Raw genomic sequence first — 17,945 nt, 5'->3', positions numbered from 1 at the left:
GTCCATAGCCCCCCAGCAAACGTTCGGCGCAGCAGAATGCCGGAAAATCGCGGAATATCGCGGCGCGCCCTTTGTCCTAGTAGGAAAAGCCTCCACCGGGTGGCAGAGTTTCGAATGTCAGATAGGCCATGGTGGAGGATTTTATGCGGGATCTACGGCTGGTTGGCGTCCACGACGACGGCGGACATCTCCTGTTGAGCGGTACCGGCGGCGAGATGTTCCAGCTTCCGATTGACGAGGCGTTGCGTGTTGCAGCGAGCCGGACACCGGCCCAGGTGGCCGCCCGTGCCGCCATTACGCCCGTCTCCATGTCCCCCCGTGACATTCAGTCGCGTATCCGCAGCGGCGCGACGGCCGAAGAAGTGGCAGAGCTGTCCGGGTTGCCACTTGCCAACGTGCAGCGGTACGAGGGCCCCGTCCTGGCTGAGCGCGAGTACATCGCCCAACAGGCCCGCAAAGTCGAAGTCGCTGCCCCTGCCCCGGGCCACGATGCCTACCGTGCGGCGTTCGGCGACGAACCTGCAAGCTTGGGCGAAATGGTGGCGCACCGGCTCGCGGCCCACGGGATCGATTCCGCCGCGGTGGAATGGGACTCCTGGCGCCGGACCGACGGCGCGTGGACCGTCGTCGCACGCTTCGAAACCAAGCCAGGCAGCCTGGAGAGCATCGGCGAAGAGCCGCCCGCGATGTGGACTTTCAATCCCGCCCGCAAATCCCTCCAGAATGCCAACCGGTGGGCCCAGCAACTGAGCGAGCTGGAACCTCTTGATGGTCCCGTGCCGGCCCGACGGCTCGCAGCCGTCTCCGACAGGCCCTTCGACTTTGAGGTCGACGGCGGGACCGCCGCCCGTGCGGCCGCCGCCGCTGCCACCAAGGAAGCCGATGGACTTCTGGACATGCTGCGCTCACGCCGGGGACAACGGCTCGGTCTCGACGAAGACAGTGACGACGCTTTGGCACTGCTTCTGAGCAGCGGGGTTCCTGCTGCTCATCCCCGACCCGGCGATATCGAAGACGACGAGCTTTCGGGCAAGTCATCAAGCGAAACAGCGACGGACGAGCCGGCACAAGACGAGCCCGCCCCGAGCCGCCGGGACGCGCGCGCATCCATGCTGGCGAGGCTGAGCTTGGCGCCGCGGCATGAGGACAAGGAAGACGATTCCCTCCGCCTTCACGATGGAGTCAGCACCGATACGCGCGAAATCACGGTGATTCCCAGTCCCTTGCGCCCCGTGACCCTGCTGCGGGGCAATACCGACGATACCCAGGCCGGCAAGGATGAAGCGCAATCCCCGGCCGAGGCGTCTTCCCAAGACGGACCGGCATCAACGCGGGCCGGGCTCGACGAATTGCTCGGCGGAGCGCCCCGACGTGACCGCGAGGAGCTGAAGCCCAACCGTGCCGGGTTGAAGGATTCCTGGCACAAAGTCACTCCGGCTGCCCCGTCTGCGGGGGTCCACCCGGAAGCAGACAGCCAGTCCCACGGTGAAGAGTCCGACGCAGCAGCGCCAGCCGAGCGCCAACCGTCACGGCCCAAGCGCTCCAGTATCCCAAGCTGGGATGACATCCTCTTCGGAACCCGCGGCGACTAGGTAACCTTCACTCGCGGCGGACGCTCAGCTCGCGCCGTGCCAAAGGCAGGCGTCGACGTCGAACGGCAGCAATTGGTCCCGGCTCGCCATCAGATTTGCGCCATGTGCCGTCACCCGGCGCATGTAGTGCCGGCGGCATAAGGTCTCGTACCCGACGACAGGGAGCAAGGTCTCAAGGGGCAACATTTCGGCTTGCGCACTGTCAGCCGTTGCCCGGTCGTTCTCCCTTGCGACGTCACCCACCACGACCTGCTCGCCTTCGACAACCATGATGCCATCCACGGTCCGCGCATTGTGCGTTGCCCGGCGGCCGCACCAACACAGCGCTTCGACCTGCAGGACCTGCACCCTGTCCGCAAGTTCCACGAACCGCTGGGATCCAGGGAACAGCCGGGTGCGGAAGTCAGAGGTGATCCCGAAGGCGAAGACGTCTACATCCATCTCGTCGACAATACGCGCCAGTTGTTCTACTTGCTCCGGCGAGTAGAACTGGGCTTCGTCGCAGATGAGGTAGTCAACCCGGAGGCCCGTCGTCCGGCGCAGGATAACTTCGTCCCAGAAGTCAGTGGCGTCAACGACCTCCACGGCATCCGTCCGGAGCCCGAGCCTGCTGGAGATGACGGAACCGCCAGCGCGGTCGTTACGGCTGAATAGAATCCCGCCGCGACCACGGGCCCTGTGGTTGTAGTCCATCTGCAGAGCGAGGGTGGACTTGCCGCAATCCATGGTCCCGGAAAAGAAAATGAGCTCAGCCACGGCGGCCTTTGGCTCCTCCGGCCTGGAAGCAAAGCAATGGCACTTCGCGCTCGGCCTTGGTCAGCGAACCGTGTTGCCCGATGACTTCCATGGCGGTGGGGCGGACGCGGCGGACGTCGTAGAGCGCCAAAGCGTCCCGGGCGGCAATCATGACGTCGCCGATCCGGGGTGATACCTCCGGGCGGACGGCTCCGAAAAGACCGGCCGTAAGCGCTTGTTCCCGGGTGAAAGCCCAGATCCGCTCGCCGAAGCGGTCGCGCCAGGCATCCAGCAAGGCCTGCCGGTGATGCTCGCCGGCATCGGCTTCAAGGTACAGGTGAACCATGCGCGGCTCGCCTGCCGTGTGCCGGACACCTGCAACAAGAGCAGCATCGGCTGAATAGTCGAGACGCTGCGATTCCGGGACGTCAAGCATCCCATGGTCGCCAGTGAGCAGGATCGTGGTGCCTGCGGGAAGGGACGTGGAGAGCCTTTTCACGGTCGAATCGATCTCTTCGAGCTGGTGCTCCCAGCGCTCCGACTGGCAGCCGTAGCGGTGCCCGGCCTTGTCCAGCTCGTTGACGTAGAAGTACATGAGTGAAGGCGTTCCTGCGGTCATGGCCTCCCCCGCGGCTGCCGTTCGGGCGTGCAGCGAGCCGCCTCCCACGAAACGGCTCCCGCGGAGCGCAGCCCGGGTCATGGGTGAACCGCCGAACTGGGGCAGGCTCACCGTGACGACGTCGGCCTCGGCGGCCACCCGTTCGAAAATTGTGGGGAAAGGCTGCCAGTTCACGGGGTCCACGCCGGCGTCCCAATTGCCGAGCAGGTTGACCACCTTGTCCTGGGCCGGGTCCAGGACGTCATAACCCACCATGCCGTGCTCGCCGGGCGTACGGCCGGTGCCAAGGCTGGCCAGGGACGAGGCCGTAGTGGAAGGAAAAGCCGAATCGAGCCAGACGGGGACAACGCCTTGCCCCACGTTCGTGATGGACCTGAGGAACGGGGTGTGTGCGGCCTTCTGCTTGAGGAGGCTCCGCCCCAAGCCGTCGGCGAGCACCACGCACACGCGTTGCGATGCTGGTAATTGCAGCTTGTTCACGAACCCGGGCAGGCCCATGCTCGCGGCGGCGCTCGTGAAGACCTCGGCGATTGATTTGCTTCCGTACAACGGCGCGTTGGGAAGCTCCGGACCTGAGTCGGCGACGGGTGAGGCTTCCCGGGTGACGGGTTCCGACGTCGGCATCAGCGCTGGTGTCCGCGGCTCAGCCGGTTGCCGAAGACGCCCGAACGGAGTCGTGGTGCGGGAAGGCTGCCCGTGTGTACCGAAGGCCCAGGAACGCCTGTGTTCACCGCTCGCAGCGCGCGGGCAAAGATCTTCGCGTCTTGCACCGCCCTGGGGCCGTCGGCCTCCGCGCTGATCCGAAGCACGATGTCCTCTTGGGAGATGGTGCCGGTGTACCCATGGTCTGCTTCGCACTGCGGATCGCCGCAGCTGGCAGGTCCCACGTCCAGGCGTTGACCACCGGACCATGCAATGGACAAGGTCAGTTCCCTGACGGGGTCGCTGGGAGCGTAGTTCTGCGGTTGCGCATACATGTAGCTGAGGACTACCGAGCGGATCTGTGCCACGGGCACCGACTCCGTGGAAATCTGGGCGACGATCTGCTCGCCGGCCTCGTCAAGCTGCTGGTCGTCGACGTGGGTGATCACCAGCATGTCCTCCGTGAGGACAAGGACCGTAATGTGCCGCCGGACCTCGGCACGGTCGAAATGCGTTTCCAGATGCACGAGATGCGCAAGGCAATCGCGCCCGTCCAAGGCATCGGCCACAACATCGGCAACGAGGACAGGGTAGAAACCTGCCCGCTGAAGTGCCTGGTCCAGGCTCTGCCCCTGCGAGCTGTGGTCGTGTGCTGCATGGTGCCCGTTGTTGGCCGGACTGGACGGAGGCGTCGGGGACTTCGAGCTCATTCCCCCATTTTCACAGATCGGCAGGGGACTTCATAACTGCCCGATTACTTCACGGTCAGCCGAGCATCGCACGGCGGGCGCTGTCCGTACGCTGCGCGGCGTTTCCGATCCAGACCTCGGCGGCCAGGATTTTGGCTCCCTGCGCCCCGGCGAGGACGGGATTGAATTCCACCAAGGCAATCTCGGGGTGTTCATCCTTGAGGCGCACCAACCGCGCTCCCAGGTCCTCGAGAGCGGCCACGTCAACTGCGGGAAGTCCTTGGTAGCCGAACAGTTTCAGGGAAGCCCGGGGGGCCCGGATGAAATCGTGGAGATCGGCTGCGTACAAGGGAGGCACGCGGTGTGCCCAATCGTCGAGGAGGTTCACGGCATCTCCCGCCAATCCGAAGGACACCACCGGCCCCAGGAGCGGATCTTCGATGGCGCGGAAAGTGCATGCCTGCCCCACCGGAACCATGGCCTGTACCTCGATCGCGGATGAACCGTATGGCTCGAGGACCCGGCGCATCTGTGCGATGTTGCGCCGCAGCGAATCCGCGTCCTCGATGTCCAGCCGCACGCCTCCCAGGTCCAGGCGGTGCCGGAGGGCAGGGTCCGTCGTCTTGAGAACCACGGGCCAGCCGAGGCGTTCCGCAGCCGCTACGGCTTCGTCGTCGCTCTCAAAAACCGCCGATGGCACCACCTGGATGCCATAGCGGGACAGCAGCGCCGCGGCTTCGCCGGCGTCGAGGTGGACCAGTTGCTCCCCGGTGACGGAAGACAAGAGCCGTTCGATGTGTTCTCGGGTACCCTCGCGGTCGCAACCTGTTGGTTCCACGACCATGCCCTGGTCCCGATCCAGCCATTTCGCGTAACGGACCACTGCCGCCAGCGCCGCCACCGCGGTCCCGGCGCTGGAGAAGCAAGGAAGGGACGGCCCGGACGCTCCGCCTGGAGTAAGCAGACCATCCAGTTGCACGGAAGCGTCCAAGACCCCCGTGAAAGCCGCCACCACGGGCTTCCCGGCCTCCGCCCCGCACTCGGCGAGGATTCCGGCGATCACTTCCATGGTGAGGCTGCGTGAGGGCACCATAGCTGCCACCACCGCATGGACGGCGTCGTCCGCTAGATTCTGCGTGAGACTTTTCCGCATTTCATCCCGGGCCGCGGACATCCCCGCATCCAGGTCGACGTCCGTGACGATCCTGTCGACGACGAGTCCTTGGGGCGCCGCGTTGTCCGCCACAACCTTCCCAAGAGCTGCGGAGTTGCTGTAGACGGCGAGCGCCGGGCCCTTGGGCAATGGCTGGCTGGACACGATCTGGGCCACGTCCATGAGTTGCTCAATGGTTTCGACGGCGATGACCCCTGCTTGGCGCATCATGGCATCCAAAGCTGCTGCCGGAGCCAACGTTGTCCTGACCACGTGGCCCGGCGGAAGGCGCAGCCCGGTGACATCGGATTTGGCGACGATGACCGGCTTGGAGCGCGACAAGCGACGGGCCAGTCGGGAGAATTTGCGGGGGTTGCCGATCGACTCCAGGTAGAGCCCGACGGCGGAGGTGTCGGGATCGTCTTCCCAGAACTGCATGACATCGTTGCCGGAAACGTCGGCGCGGTTCCCGGCGGACAGGAACGAGGAAAGGCCCAGGCCCCGGCGGCTCGCGGCGGCGTAGACGGAAATGCCAATAGCCGCTGATTGCGTAAACAGCCCCAATCCCCCGCGCCGCGGCAGCTTCGGAGCCATCGAGGCGTTGAGGGAAACGTCGGGATTCGTGTTCACGATCCCCAGCGACTCGGGACCGATGACGCGCATCCCGTAGGACCTGGCGCGGCGCACGAGGTCTTTTTGCCGCCGCAACCCTTGCTCGCCGTCCTCGCCATAACCCGCGGTGGCGACCACGAGGCCTTTGACGCCGGCTGCACCGCATTCGTCCACGACTTTCGGTACTTCTTCGTATGGCACGGCGATGATGGCAAGCTGCACGGGACCCGGGACCTCGGCGATCCGGGCGAAGGACTTCATTCCGGCCAGCTCGAAGGCTTCAGGGTTGACCGCATAGACCGCGCCGGTGAAACCGCCCTCCAGGATGTGGTCAAGCAGCTGGTGCCCGACAGCACCCCACCGGCGGCTTGCGCCCACCACGGCGATCGACGACGGCGCCAAGAGGTCCCGCACGCTCCGTGCCTCGGCGCGGTGTTCCCGCGATTCCATGACGGCGAGGGATTTTTCTGTGGGGTCGATGTTGAATTCCACGCTGACGACGCCGTCGTCGAACTTGCGCGCAAGCTCGTAGCCGGCGTCGGCGAAGACCCTGAGCATCTTCCGGTTCTCCGGGAGCACCTCGGCGGTGAACCGGCGGATGCCGTTTTCGCGGGCGGCCGCCGCCAGGTGTTCGAGCAGGATGGAACCGATGCCGCGGCCCTGCTGGACGTCGGAAATGTTGAAGGCCACTTCAGCCTCGGTGGGGTCCCCGAGCCTGTCGTAGCGGCCGACGCCCATGATCTCGCCGCCGATGGTAATGACGAACGCCACCCGGTCCTTGTGGTCCACTTCGGTGAATCGACGCAGTTCCTTGCTGGAGAGCCTCGGCTTGAACGAGAAGAACCGCATGTAGGTGGACGTCTCGGACTGCGAAGTGTGGAAGGCCTGCAGTGCCTCGGCATCTTCGGGCGAGATGGGTCTCAAGTGGGCAGTGCCGCCGTCGCGAAGAACGACATCGGCCTCCCAATATTCCGGATATACGCCGGCGCCGGGCTGATCCACCATAGGCTTAGCCTAGCTAAGTCTTCCGCAGTACACGTTTAAGGATCCACCGACTCCATGGCACGCAGCCAACGTCCCCCCCGTGCAAACGCAGCCACGGCCGCCGTCGACGGGGACTTCACAGAGAACATCATCGATATCGACGTCACTTCCGAGATGGAAGGCTCCTTCCTGGAGTACGCGTATTCGGTGATTTATTCCCGTGCGCTCCCCGATGCGCGCGACGGCCTCAAACCCGTCCAGCGACGCATCTTGTACATGATGAGCGACATGGGCCTGCGCCCGGACCGCGGGCATGTGAAGAGCGCCCGCGTCGTGGGCGAAGTCATGGGAAAGCTGCACCCCCACGGTGATGCCGCCATCTATGACGCCATGGTGCGCATGGCCCAGGACTTCTCGCTGCGCTTGCCCCTGATTGACGGGCACGGCAACTTCGGTTCGCTCGACGACGGCCCGGCCGCGCCGCGTTACACGGAAGCCCGGCTCGCCGCGGCTGCGATGACGATGACCGAGAACCTCGACGAAGACGTCGTGGACTTCGTCCCCAACTACGACAACCAGCTCACGCAGCCGGATGTCCTGCCCGCAGCTTTCCCCAACTTGCTGGTCAACGGCACCACGGGCATCGCCGTCGGCATGGCCACGAACATGGCTCCCCACAACCTCGTAGAGGTCATCGCGGCCGCCCGTCACCTCATCGCTCATCCGGATGCCACGTTGGAAGACGTCATGCGTTTCGTGCCCGGCCCCGATTTGCCCACGGGCGGCAGAATCGTGGGCCTCGACGGAATCCGTGACGCGTACGCCACGGGGCGCGGTTCGTTCAAGACCCGCGCCAAGGTGGAGATCGAGCAGCTGACCGCGCGCCGCACCGGTCTTGTGGTGACCGAACTCCCCTACATGGTGGGCCCGGAGAAGGTCATCGAAAAGATCAAGGATGCCGTCAACGCCAAAAAGCTGAGCGGCGTCAGCGACGTCATGGACCTGACAGACCGCAAGCACGGGCTCCGGCTCGTGGTCGAGATCAAGAACGGCTTCAACCCCAACGCGGTTCTCCAGCAGCTCTACCGCTTCACGCCGATGGAAGACTCCTTCGGCATCAACAACGTGACCTTGGTGGACGGGCAGCCGCAGACTTTGGGCTTGCTCCAGCTTCTCCAGGTCTACGTTGGCCACCGGCTGTCCGTCGTGAGCCGCCGTACGGCCTTCCGCTTGGGCAAGAAGAAGGACCGTCTCCACTTGGTTGAGGGCCTGCTGATTGCGATCGTGGACATCGACGAGGTCATCCAGATCATCCGGTCCTCGGACGAGGCCGCGGCGGCCCGCGAACGGCTCATGTCCATCTATGACCTGTCCGAGATCCAGGCCAACTACATCCTGGAACTCCGTCTGCGCCAGCTGACCAAGTACTCGCGCATCGAACTTGAAAAGGAACAGGAAGAGCTACGTCGCGAAATTGCCGAGCTTGAGGCGATCCTCGCGTCCGACGTCCTGCTGCGCGAGCTGGTGTCCGGTGAACTGGCCGAAGTGTCCGAGAAATACGGCACCCCGCGACGCACTGTTCTCCTCGAGTCGGAAGCAGTCTCCCCCACCGTCGCCGCGGCGCTCGCGGCCGCCGTCCCTGCCGGCAAAGGCAAGGCAGCAGCACTCCCCCTCGAAATCCCCGACGATCCCTGCTGGGCGCTCCTGAGCACCTCCGGCCAGATCGCACGGACGTCCAACCAGGAACCATTGGCCGAATCCGGCCCCCGGAGCAAGCACGATGTCTACCGGTCCGTGGTCAGAACGACCGCGCGCGGCGAAATCGGCGCTGTCACCTCACAGGGCCGCATGCTCCGTGTCCAGGTCATGGACATGCCGGCCCTCCCGCCCGTGTCCGGCTTGCCTAATCTTGCAGGCGGCGTGGCGGCAAAGGACTTCATTACCCTGCTCAAGGGCGAAACGCTCGTGGCGTTCGTGCCGCTCGATGCCGTGTTGGCCATCGGAACGGTCCAAGGCGTGGTCAAGCGTGTCCAGCCGGACTACCCGCTGAACCGTGAAGACTGGGAGATCATTGCGCTCAAGGACAAGGACAGTGTGGTGGGCGTGGAGCCTGCCCCGGACGACGACGTCGAACTCGTCTTCGTGACCCGGCTTGCCCAGCTATTGCGCTTCAGCGCCTCCTCCGTCCGGCCGCAGGGACGCACCGCCGGCGGCATGGCGGGCATCAAACTTGCAGATGGCGACGACGTCATCCACTTCGGCACAGTGCGCGCCGACGACCCTGCTGCGGTTGTCGTAACGATCGCGGGTACCAACGGTGCGCTGCCGGGGACTGCTCCCGGCACCGCAAAAGTCACCCCGTTCGGGGAGTACCCGGCCAAAGGCCGCGCCACGGGAGGCGTCCGGGCCCACCGGTTCCTCAAGGGTGAAGACACGCTCCTCCTCGGGTGGGCCGGTCACGGTCCGGCGAAGGCATCATCGAGCGCCGGAGTTGCCCGCGCCCTCCCACAGGAGCACGGCCGCCGCGACGGTTCCGGGGTTCCCCTCTCCCAGCCTGTTGACGCTCTTGGCGCGAGCATGGCGTGGGAGGAAGGAATCGTGCCGGAAACCGTCGTGCAGGGCTAATACTCGAAGGTGCCGGGTTACATCGTGGCGAGGCTGATGATGTTTCCTTCCGAGTCCAGGAACCAGGCTCCCCGTTCGCCGCCCGGCATGGTGGCGACGCCGTTCTCGGTTTTCAGGCCCGGGAAGTCGTATTCTTCGAAAACGACTCCCCGTGACCTGAGATCGGCCATGTCCTGGTCCAGGTCGGTGCTCTGGAATCCCAGCTGGGTGTTCTTGGCGGTCCCGGCGTTGGGCGTTTCATACAGGAGGAAGGCAGTGCCGTTGGCGCACTTGTACATCAGGTTGTCCGTGGCATCCGGGTTGTCCGGTTCGAGGCCGAGCTTGTCGCGGTAGAAGTCGCGGGCGCGGGCGAGATCGCTGGCCGGAAGTACGCCGGCGACGTTTAGATCCTTAAGCATGGCAATTTCACTTTCCAGGCTTCCCCAGCACCTAACTTTACTCCTGATCGGGCGCTGGGTGCCGTGGACCCGATGGGATTCCGCACAGATCCCGGATCACGAATTCGGGCCCTAGACTACTGCCATGCCGATCATTCCTGATGAGAAGGACTGGACCTGGGTTCTGTCCACACCGTGCCCCGAATGCGGCTTCGACGCCGCCACCGTGACTCCCTCCACCGTTCCAGGAACGGTGCTGAACATGTTGCCGCGCTGGCGCGCCGTGCTGCGCCGGGAAGGCGCTTCGGTCCGCCCCGACGAACACACCTGGTCGCCGTTGGAATATGCGTGCCACGTGCGGGACGTGTTCAGCCTCTTCGACCAGCGCCTGAACCTGATGCTGCGCGAGGACGATGCCCACTTCGCCAATTGGGACCAGGACAATGCCGCGATCGACGGCGGCTACGCCAACTCGGATCCCGCCGAAGTGGCCGCACAACTGGCAGCCGAGGGAGAACAAATTGCGAATTCCTTTGCCGCCGTCCGCGAAGAAGAATGGCCGCGGACTGGTGTTCGCAGCAACGGCTCCACCTTCACCGTGCTGACATTTGCGCAGTATTTCCTGCATGACGTGGTCCATCACCTCCACGACGTGGACGGCTAGGCGTTGTGATGCCGTGGAAGGATACGCGGGCAACTCGTCTCTTCGATGTTGAGCTCCCTATCGTCCTTGGCCCTTTCGGTGGCCTGTCCTCGGTGGAGCTTGCCGCCACGGTCAGCGACGCCGGGGGACTGGGTTCGTATGGACTCTACGGATTTGATCCGGAACGGATTGCGGCCACGGCCCGCGAGCTCAAGGAGGCCAGCGGGAAGCCGTTTGCCCTGAACCTCTGGCTTCCCATCGAGGGCGAAGAGGCGCCACGCGTGGATGCCGAGCAATTCGCCGCCTATGTGGACATCCTCCGGCCCTATTTCGAACGGGTGGGCGTGGACCCGCCTGAGCAGCCCGAGCACTACCTGCCGGATCTTGAGAGTCAGATCCACGCGGCCATCGACGCCCGTCCGGCCGTGCTGAGCTTCGTGTTCGGGGTTCCGTCGGAATCCGTTATTGAACAAGCCCACCGGAACAACGTTGTTGTAGTAGGCACGGCGACCACTGTGGACGAAGCCGTGGCCCTCGCCGCCGGCGGAGTGGACGCCATCGTTGCCACGGGGATGGAAGCCGGCGGCCACCGGGTATCTTTCCTCCGTGCTCCGGAAGATTCGCTGGTCGGAACCATGGCCCTTGTCCCGCAAGTGGTGGATGCGGTCTCCGTTCCGGTCATCGCCGCGGGAGGTATCGCAGATGGCCGCGGAGTCGCTGCCGCTCTGGCCCTCGGTGCGGACGCGGTCCAGATCGGTTCGGCTTTCCTTGGCACGCGCCAGTCTGCGGCCAGCCCGGCCCACGTGGCTGCGCTGCACGGTCCCGACGCCGCCCATACAGTCCTGACACGTGCCCTCAGCGGCCGCTTGGCACGCGGTATCCCCAACCTGATCATCGCGGAGCTTGCCGACCCCTCGGCCCATGCCCCGTTCCCCATCCAGAACTGGCTGACCGGCAAGTTTCGGCCTGCAGCGGCAGCCCAAGGAGTCCCTGGCCTGATGTCCCTGTGGGCAGGCCAATCGACGCCGCTCATCCGGGAGGACGACGCGCGGAAACTCGTGGAGACCATCGTCGAGTCGGTGGACGCCATCTTCGGGCGGTTCGCCGGCTAGCCTCCCGGTACCAGCGCCGGGCTGTCCTTCGGGGCTTCGAGGTCGAGCCGGGCGTCCGCCTGGCCGATCTCGACCGGGTTGTGGGTCACGAGGACCACCGTGACATCCTTCAGCCCGCTGCGGAGTTCCGCCATCATGAGGTGCCCGGCTTCGGCATCGAGGTGGGCGGTCGGCTCGTCGAGGAGGAGGACTGTCGCTCCGGTCAGCAGCGTTCTGGCCATGGCGAGCCGTTGGCGTTCGCCGCCGCTCAGGAACGACCCCGAGGGGCCGATGCGGCTATCGAGTCCGCCGGGAAGGCCGGCTACCAGTCCGGAAAGGCCGACGGCGCGCAAGGCCTTATACATGTCCGTTTCGGAAGGCTTGCCGGTGGCGGGGCGGGCGAGCAGCAGGTTGCCGCGGATGGTGGAGTCGAAAAGGTGGGCTTCTTGGGGACACCATGCGGCATTCCCGCTCAGGTACGCCCTGCCGGACGAGGCAGGCAGGAAGCCGAGCAGCACGGAGAGCAGCGTGGATTTTCCGGAACCGGAGGGGCCGGTGACCGCGAGCCAGCGGCCGGGGACCGCCTCGGCGCTAAGCCCGGTGAAGACGGGCGCGCCACCGGGCCAAGACGCTCCGAGGCCGTCCAACAGCAGCCCCGGGGAACTGTCGGGTCGCTCCGCCAAGGCCAGCACGCCGCCGTCGGATTCCGGCATGTCAAAAGCCCCGGACCGGGCGATACGCTGCAGCACTGCGGTCAAAGCGGGGGCTTGCCGCACGGCGGACACTACTGCTGCGTAAGGTTCGGCGAGCGCCAATTGGAGAAGGACAACGACGGCCAGCACAGCGGGCGCAAGGGTTCCGGACTGCACCGAGGGCGCAGCGAGAATTCCCGCCGCGAGCGCTCCCAGGGTGCAAGCGAGCACCGCAGCCCCCTGGCCTATGCCGTCGGCCCACGCGGAACGCTGTGCCGCAGCGGTGGCTGCGTTGTCCCGCCTGGTCAAGGAGCTCAGAACAGCCCCGGCCACGCCATTGGCGCTGAGTTCGGCACGGGCGTCGAGGGCGGCGGCAACGTCGCGCAGCACCAGCGAGCGCAATTGTTGTTCGCCGCGGGCGGCATTGCGGTCCGCCATCAGGGCGAGGAGAGGCGCGAGGACAACGCCAACTACGGCGGTTGCGATGACAGCCGGGACCGTGGCGGGCGCCAGGAGGGCCGCGGCGACCACCGCCGATACCGCGACGGCAAGTGCGGAAAGGGGCGGCAGCACGACGCGCGGCAGCACGTCGCGCAAGGTATCGACGTCGTCGACCATTGCGCCCAGGACATTCCCGCCTTGCAGAAGCCTGCGGAGGGACAGCGCCCGCGCGCTGAGCGCTGCCCAAAGCGTACCCCGGAGCCTTGTCATCGCGGCGAAGACGGTGTCGTGGACGAGGAGCCGCTCGGCATAGCGCAGCACTGCCCGGCCAATACCAAAGAACCGCACCCCCACGATGGCGCCCAGCAGGTACAGGATGGGAGGCTGCTGGCTGGCCCGGATGATGAGCCAGCCGGACAGCCCGGACAAGGCCACGGCAAACAAGGCGGCGAGCGCCGCAATCAGTACAGCCAGGGCAAACTTGTAACGGACAGGAGCAAGGATCCGCGCCAGGGTCTTGGCCGTGGAGAGGGTCGTGGGGGGTTCAATTCCCTGGTCCGGCGTGGCTGCGGGATTCGTGTCCCGCTGGACCGGAGCTGCCGCCGATACGGCGGAGTCCTGGTGCACGGAGCCGACGCGCTCCTGTGCCGCCCCGCCGTCGACCTTCACTGGGTCTATCTCAACTGGGTCTATCTGAACTACGTTGTGCGCCAGCTTCCGGGTGGCGGCGTCGTGGGCAACCAGGATGACCGTCACTGTCCCGCGCAGTCCCGCGATCACCGTGCGGATGGCGTCGGCGGAGGCGACATCGAGGTGGGCAGTGGGTTCGTCGAGCAGCAGTACAGTGGCTCCCGCGTTAAGGCGCGCCAAGCCGCGGGCCACAGCGGCCCGCCGCACTTCGCCGGGGCTCAACTCGGCAGGATGTTTGAGGGCGAGGTGCTCCGCCGCAGCCTGTTCCAGGCAGCGCATTGCCGTCGCAATGTCCGCGTCTGGCGCGGAATCCTGGCTTCCGTTGTTCAGGTAGAGGAGGATCTCGTCCAGCACCGTCCCGGCCACCATGACGGGATGCTGCGGCACCCACGCCACCGTACCGGCCTTCAGGCCGGTGACGGATCCAGTGATCGAGGCCTGCGGACCGTCGCCGATCGTCCCGGCAAGGACGCCGAGGAGAGTGCTTTTGCCCGAACCGCTGCGGCCGTCGAGGGCCGTGATTTGCCCTTCGGGTGCATGGAAATCGATAGGCCCGACGGCGGCCGCGTCCCTTCCCGCATATCGCACCGTCAATCCGGTTACCCCGACGCCGGGCTCACTGCCGGAAACCGGCTCGCTGCCCGAAAGGCAGTCAAGCGGACGGCCTCCCGGCGACTCCAACACTGCGTTGCTTGCAGACAATGCCTCCCGGCCGTCGTCGCTGGCGTGGTGGGCCGTCCCCAGCTCTCGCAGAGGAAGGTAGCAATCGGGGGCGAGGATGAGTGCCAGCAAGCCCGCTTCAAGGCCCATGTCACCGGCCACGAGTCGCACCCCGATGAAGACGGCCACGACGGCCACCGAAATGGTGGCTATGAGCTCCAGGGCAAGGGCGGACAAGAAGGCAATCCGCAGGGTTCCCATGGTCCGTGAGCGGTATTCCTCCGAGAGGTCCTCAAGGGCCGCACGCTGTTCGCCCGCGCGGCCCAGTCCCACGAGCACGGGAAGCCCCTTGGCCAGTTCGAGGATGTGCCCTGAGAGCCTCCTCAACGTGGATTGGGCTTCGTGAACCTGGTCCTCGGTGTGGCGGCCGATCAGCACCATGAAGAGCGGCACCAAGGGTAGGGTCACCACCACAACGACGGCACTGACCCAGTCCGCCAAGAAGATCCGGACTCCAAGGAGCAGAGGTATTGCTGCGCAGTTGACCAAGGCGGGCAGGAACTGGGTGTAGTAGTTGTCGAGAGCATCAAGTCCGCGGGTCGCGAGCACCGCCAGCCCGCCGTCGTTGACGTCCCCGACCCTTCCCGCAGCCCCCGTACCGAGGGCACGCCCCAAGAGCCGGGACCGCAGTTCTTCCTTGACCCCCAGTGCGGCCCGGCGGGCCGCAACAGCCTGGCCCCAGACGGTCAGGGAGCGCAGCACTGCTCCGGTGGCGCCCCAGAGAAGTCCTTCCCGCCAGCCGGTGCCGCCCGCTGCAAGTCCGGACAGCATTCCTGCGATGGACTGCGCAATCAGGACCAGGGACAAGGCCTTGAGCGAAGACAGCAGGCCAAGGACGTACAGGGCGGATCGCGTGGCCGGCCCGGCGGGCAGCTGGGGCTTCATCCGCTACTCGCTGGCGTTGTGGCGGGCGTGGTTGGCAGCAGTGCCGCCTGATGACTCGTTGTTGCCCACGAGCACTTTGGCGGCGATGGCCGGCAGGAATCCATGCGCCGCCGGAATGTGTGCCGCGCTCACCCGCCGGCGGAACACCCAATAGGTCCACGCCTGGTATGCGATGACGAGAGGCAGCCCGACGGCCGCCACGATGCTCATCAAGCCCAGCGTGTAGGCGGAGGACGAGGCGTTGGAGACCGTGAGGTTGAAGGCGGGGTCCAAGGTCGAGGGAATGACCACGGGGAAGGCAGCTCCGAAGATTGATCCGGTAGCGCACACCAGGAACGCACCCAAGGCTCCGAAGGCCTTGCCTTCAGCACCCTTGCGCGCGAGAACCCAGGCCACTGCGGCCGCCACCACTGCCAGGATCACGAGCAACCACGTCCACGGCTTGCCGCTCAGGAGCTGGACAGCCACCGCCCATGCCAGCAGCGGCAGTAGCGCAACGGGGGCAAGCCGCACAAACCAGCGGCGCGCACGGTGCCGCACGTCGCCGTCGGTCTTCAATGCCAGGAAGGCCAAAGCGTGCACCAGGGCAAAGGCGGCGACCGCGAGGCCGCCCAGCACGGCGTACCCGCTGAACCAGGCGAAAGCTCCGCCTTGGCGGTCGCCGTTCGAGTCGAGCGGGAGCCCGGTGGTGGTCAGGGCCAGGGCCGCGCCGATGCCGAAGGAGGCCGTGAACGAGCCCACGGCAATCGCCCAGTCCCAGACCGTGCGCCAGCGCGCATTGTCCACCTTGCCGCGGTACTCGAAAGCCACCGCCCGGAAGATCAGGGCCACCAGGACGATCAACAAGGGCAGGTAGAGCGCCGAGAACAACGCGGCATACCAGAGCGGGAAAGCCGCGAATGTAGCCCCGGCCGCGGTCAGCAGCCACACTTCGTTTCCGTCCCATACCGGACCGACCGTGTTGAGCAATACGCGGCGTTCTGTATTGTTCCGGGCGAAGAGTTTCATGAGCATTCCGACGCCGAGGTCGAAGCCCTCCAGGAAGAGATATCCCGTCCACAGCACGGCGATGGCCACGAACCAGACGGTAGGCAACAGTTCCATTCGAAGATCCTCTGCTTCCTAGTAGGCGAATGCCAGGACGTCGTCTGGCGTGCCGGGCTCCCCCGGCGCGCCCGGGGTCCCGCCGTCGCCGTCCTTCTTCTTTTCGTTCTTTTCGCCGTGGCTGGCCTCGGCGAGCTCGGGCATGGCAGAGGCCACGCCACCGCGGACATATTTGACCAGAAGGCGGACTTCCACCACCAACAGCACGGCGTAGATGGAAGACAACGCCACCAGTGAGGTGATGAGCTCGGCCGCGGAAACCCCGGGCGACACGGCCGCAGCGGTGAACATGAACACTTGGTCAATACCGCTCGCGTCCGGATTGGGCGCGACGACGAAAGGCTGCCGGCCCATCTCAGTGAAGATCCAGCCGGCGGCGTTGGCCCCGAAAGGTGCCAGGATGCCGAAGACAGCCAGCCGCATGATCCAGCGGGATTGGGGCACCACGCCCTTGCGCGTCACCCACAGGGCCAGCAAAGCGGCGAAAGCGGCGATGCCGCCGAAACCGATCATCATGCGGAATCCCCAGTACGTCACTTCCATGACGGGCACGTATTGGATTTGCTGCCCGGCGCGGTCCCCGTACAGGGGATCGTTCGGCAGGTTCGTGCCGTACTTGGCTTTGTATACGTCCAGGAGGCCGTTGACGCCTTTCACTTCCGTGGTGAAATCGCCCTTGGCCAGGAAGGAGAGGATGCCGGGAACTTCGATCACGGCGACGATGTCGTTGCAGTTCTTGGAGCCGAGGTTGCCAACGCTCAGGACGGAGAATCCGGTGCCGTCGTGGCAAGCGGCTTCGGCCGCGGCCATCTTCATGGGCTGTTGTTCGAACATCAACTTGCCCTGCATATCACCCGTGAAAGCGGTGCCGGCAAAAGAGATCATGGCGACGACCGCACCGATCCGCAAGGAGCGGATCCACACTTTGTAGTCGGCCTTGTCCCGCCCCGGGATGTTGGTCTCGCCCGCAATGGCACGACCGTCGGCTCCGACCGTGTCAATGCCGTCGTGGCGGCGGCGCCAAAGGTGGTACCAGGCAATACCCAGGAGGAAGGCCCCGGCGACCCCCAGTGCGCCGAAGAGCGTGTGCGGCACGGCCACGAGTGCCGTGTTGTTGGTGAAAACCGCCCAAGCGTCCGTCATGACGGGCCGTCCGTTGACCATCTGGACGCCGACCGGGTGCTGCATCCAGGAGTTGGCAACGATGATGAAGTAGGCCGAGAAGACCGAGCCGATCACCGCGATCCAGAGGCATGCGAGGTGGACACCGCGCTTAAGCTGCTTCCAGCCGAAGATCCACAGCCCGAGGAAGGTGGATTCAACAAAGAACGCGAGAAGCGCTTCGAGGGCCAACGGCGCGCCGAAGATGTCTCCCACAAAGCGGCTGTATTCGCTCCAGGCCATGCCGAATTGGAATTCCTGCACGATGCCCGTGGCCACGCCCATGATGAAGTTGATGAGGAAGAGCTTGCCCCAGAACTTGGTCATCCGAAGGTATTCCACCTTGCCGGTGCGGTACCAAAGAGTCTGGATGACGGCTACAACGAGACCCAGCCCAATGGTCAGCGGCACCATCATGAAGTGGTAGACCGTGGTGATTCCAAATTGCCAGCGTGCGATTTCCAAGGCGTCCATTGCTGTCCTTATTATC

The 17,945-nt window shown here is 65.4% G+C and carries 12 protein-coding genes; 4 read left to right on the top strand and 8 right to left on the bottom strand.

Annotated elements, in window-relative coordinates; translation table 11 throughout:
• Positions 1–143 precede the first annotated feature (143 nt).
• Entirely contained in the window at positions 144–1,592 is a 1,449-nt protein-coding gene (gene sepH / locus A3M3_RS0113385) for a septation protein SepH (RefSeq protein WP_028266776.1), read from the top strand.
• Between the two features lie 24 nt (positions 1,593–1,616).
• On the opposite strand, the gene A3M3_RS0113380 is transcribed toward sepH, so the two are convergent.
• Genes A3M3_RS0113380 through A3M3_RS0113365 form a run of 4 tightly spaced genes read right to left on the bottom strand, consistent with a single transcriptional unit; the run spans position 1,617 to position 7,047 of the window.
• Complete coding sequence (locus A3M3_RS0113380) at positions 1,617–2,348, bottom strand: thymidine kinase (protein ID WP_028266775.1); 732 nt, start codon at positions 2,346–2,348, stop codon at positions 1,617–1,619.
• Positions 2,341–3,570, bottom strand: coding sequence for an alkaline phosphatase family protein (locus A3M3_RS0113375; RefSeq protein ID WP_028266774.1), 1,230 nt, complete (start codon positions 3,568–3,570; stop codon positions 2,341–2,343). The genes A3M3_RS0113380 and A3M3_RS0113375 overlap by 8 nt, the downstream gene beginning before the upstream one ends.
• Positions 3,570–4,298: a DUF5998 family protein gene (locus A3M3_RS0113370; RefSeq protein WP_028266773.1), complete on the bottom strand. Its 729-nt coding sequence runs from the start codon at positions 4,296–4,298 to the stop codon at positions 3,570–3,572. Before A3M3_RS0113370 ends, A3M3_RS0113375 begins: the two co-directional genes overlap by 1 nt.
• A gap of 55 nt (positions 4,299–4,353) precedes the next feature.
• Complete coding sequence (locus A3M3_RS0113365) at positions 4,354–7,047, bottom strand: bifunctional acetate--CoA ligase family protein/GNAT family N-acetyltransferase (RefSeq protein WP_028266772.1); 2,694 nt, start codon at positions 7,045–7,047, stop codon at positions 4,354–4,356.
• A 54-nt stretch (positions 7,048–7,101) separates the two neighbouring features.
• On the opposite strand from A3M3_RS0113365, the gene A3M3_RS0113360 reads away from it, so the two are divergent.
• Positions 7,102–9,651, top strand: coding sequence for a DNA gyrase/topoisomerase IV subunit A (locus A3M3_RS0113360; protein ID WP_028266771.1), 2,550 nt, complete (start codon positions 7,102–7,104; stop codon positions 9,649–9,651).
• A gap of 17 nt (positions 9,652–9,668) precedes the next feature.
• On the opposite strand, the gene A3M3_RS0113355 is transcribed toward A3M3_RS0113360, so the two are convergent.
• Positions 9,669–10,049, bottom strand: coding sequence for a VOC family protein (locus A3M3_RS0113355; RefSeq protein ID WP_028266770.1), 381 nt, complete (start codon positions 10,047–10,049; stop codon positions 9,669–9,671).
• 124 nt (positions 10,050–10,173) lie between these two features.
• On the opposite strand from A3M3_RS0113355, the gene A3M3_RS0113350 reads away from it, so the two are divergent.
• Complete coding sequence (locus tag A3M3_RS0113350; RefSeq protein ID WP_028266769.1) at positions 10,174–10,692, top strand: DinB family protein; 519 nt, start codon at positions 10,174–10,176, stop codon at positions 10,690–10,692.
• An 8-nt stretch (positions 10,693–10,700) separates the two neighbouring features.
• Positions 10,701–11,783: an NAD(P)H-dependent flavin oxidoreductase gene (locus A3M3_RS0113345; RefSeq protein ID WP_028266768.1), complete on the top strand. Its 1,083-nt coding sequence runs from the start codon at positions 10,701–10,703 to the stop codon at positions 11,781–11,783.
• Here A3M3_RS0113345 and cydD read toward each other — a convergent pair.
• Genes cydD through A3M3_RS0113330 form a run of 3 tightly spaced genes read right to left on the bottom strand, consistent with a single transcriptional unit; the run spans position 11,780 to position 17,929 of the window.
• Entirely contained in the window at positions 11,780–15,190 is a 3,411-nt protein-coding gene (gene cydD / locus A3M3_RS0113340; protein ID WP_028266767.1) for a thiol reductant ABC exporter subunit CydD, read from the bottom strand. The two genes, A3M3_RS0113345 and cydD, sit on opposite strands and share 4 nt — an antisense overlap.
• Before the next feature lie 3 nt (positions 15,191–15,193).
• Positions 15,194–16,294 carry a cytochrome d ubiquinol oxidase subunit II gene (gene cydB, locus A3M3_RS0113335; protein WP_028266766.1) on the bottom strand — a complete coding sequence of 367 codons (1,101 nt, stop codon included), beginning with the start codon at positions 16,292–16,294 and terminating at the stop codon, positions 15,194–15,196.
• An 18-nt stretch (positions 16,295–16,312) separates the two neighbouring features.
• Positions 16,313–17,929: a cytochrome ubiquinol oxidase subunit I gene (locus A3M3_RS0113330; RefSeq protein ID WP_028266765.1), complete on the bottom strand. Its 1,617-nt coding sequence runs from the start codon at positions 17,927–17,929 to the stop codon at positions 16,313–16,315.
• Between the last annotated feature and the right edge of the window lie 16 nt (positions 17,930–17,945).

This window comes from Arthrobacter sp. MA-N2 (assembly GCF_000517125.1).
GTDB lineage: Bacteria > Actinomycetota > Actinomycetes > Actinomycetales > Micrococcaceae > Arthrobacter > Arthrobacter methylotrophus.
This window is presented reverse-complemented; position numbering and strand designations above follow the sequence as displayed.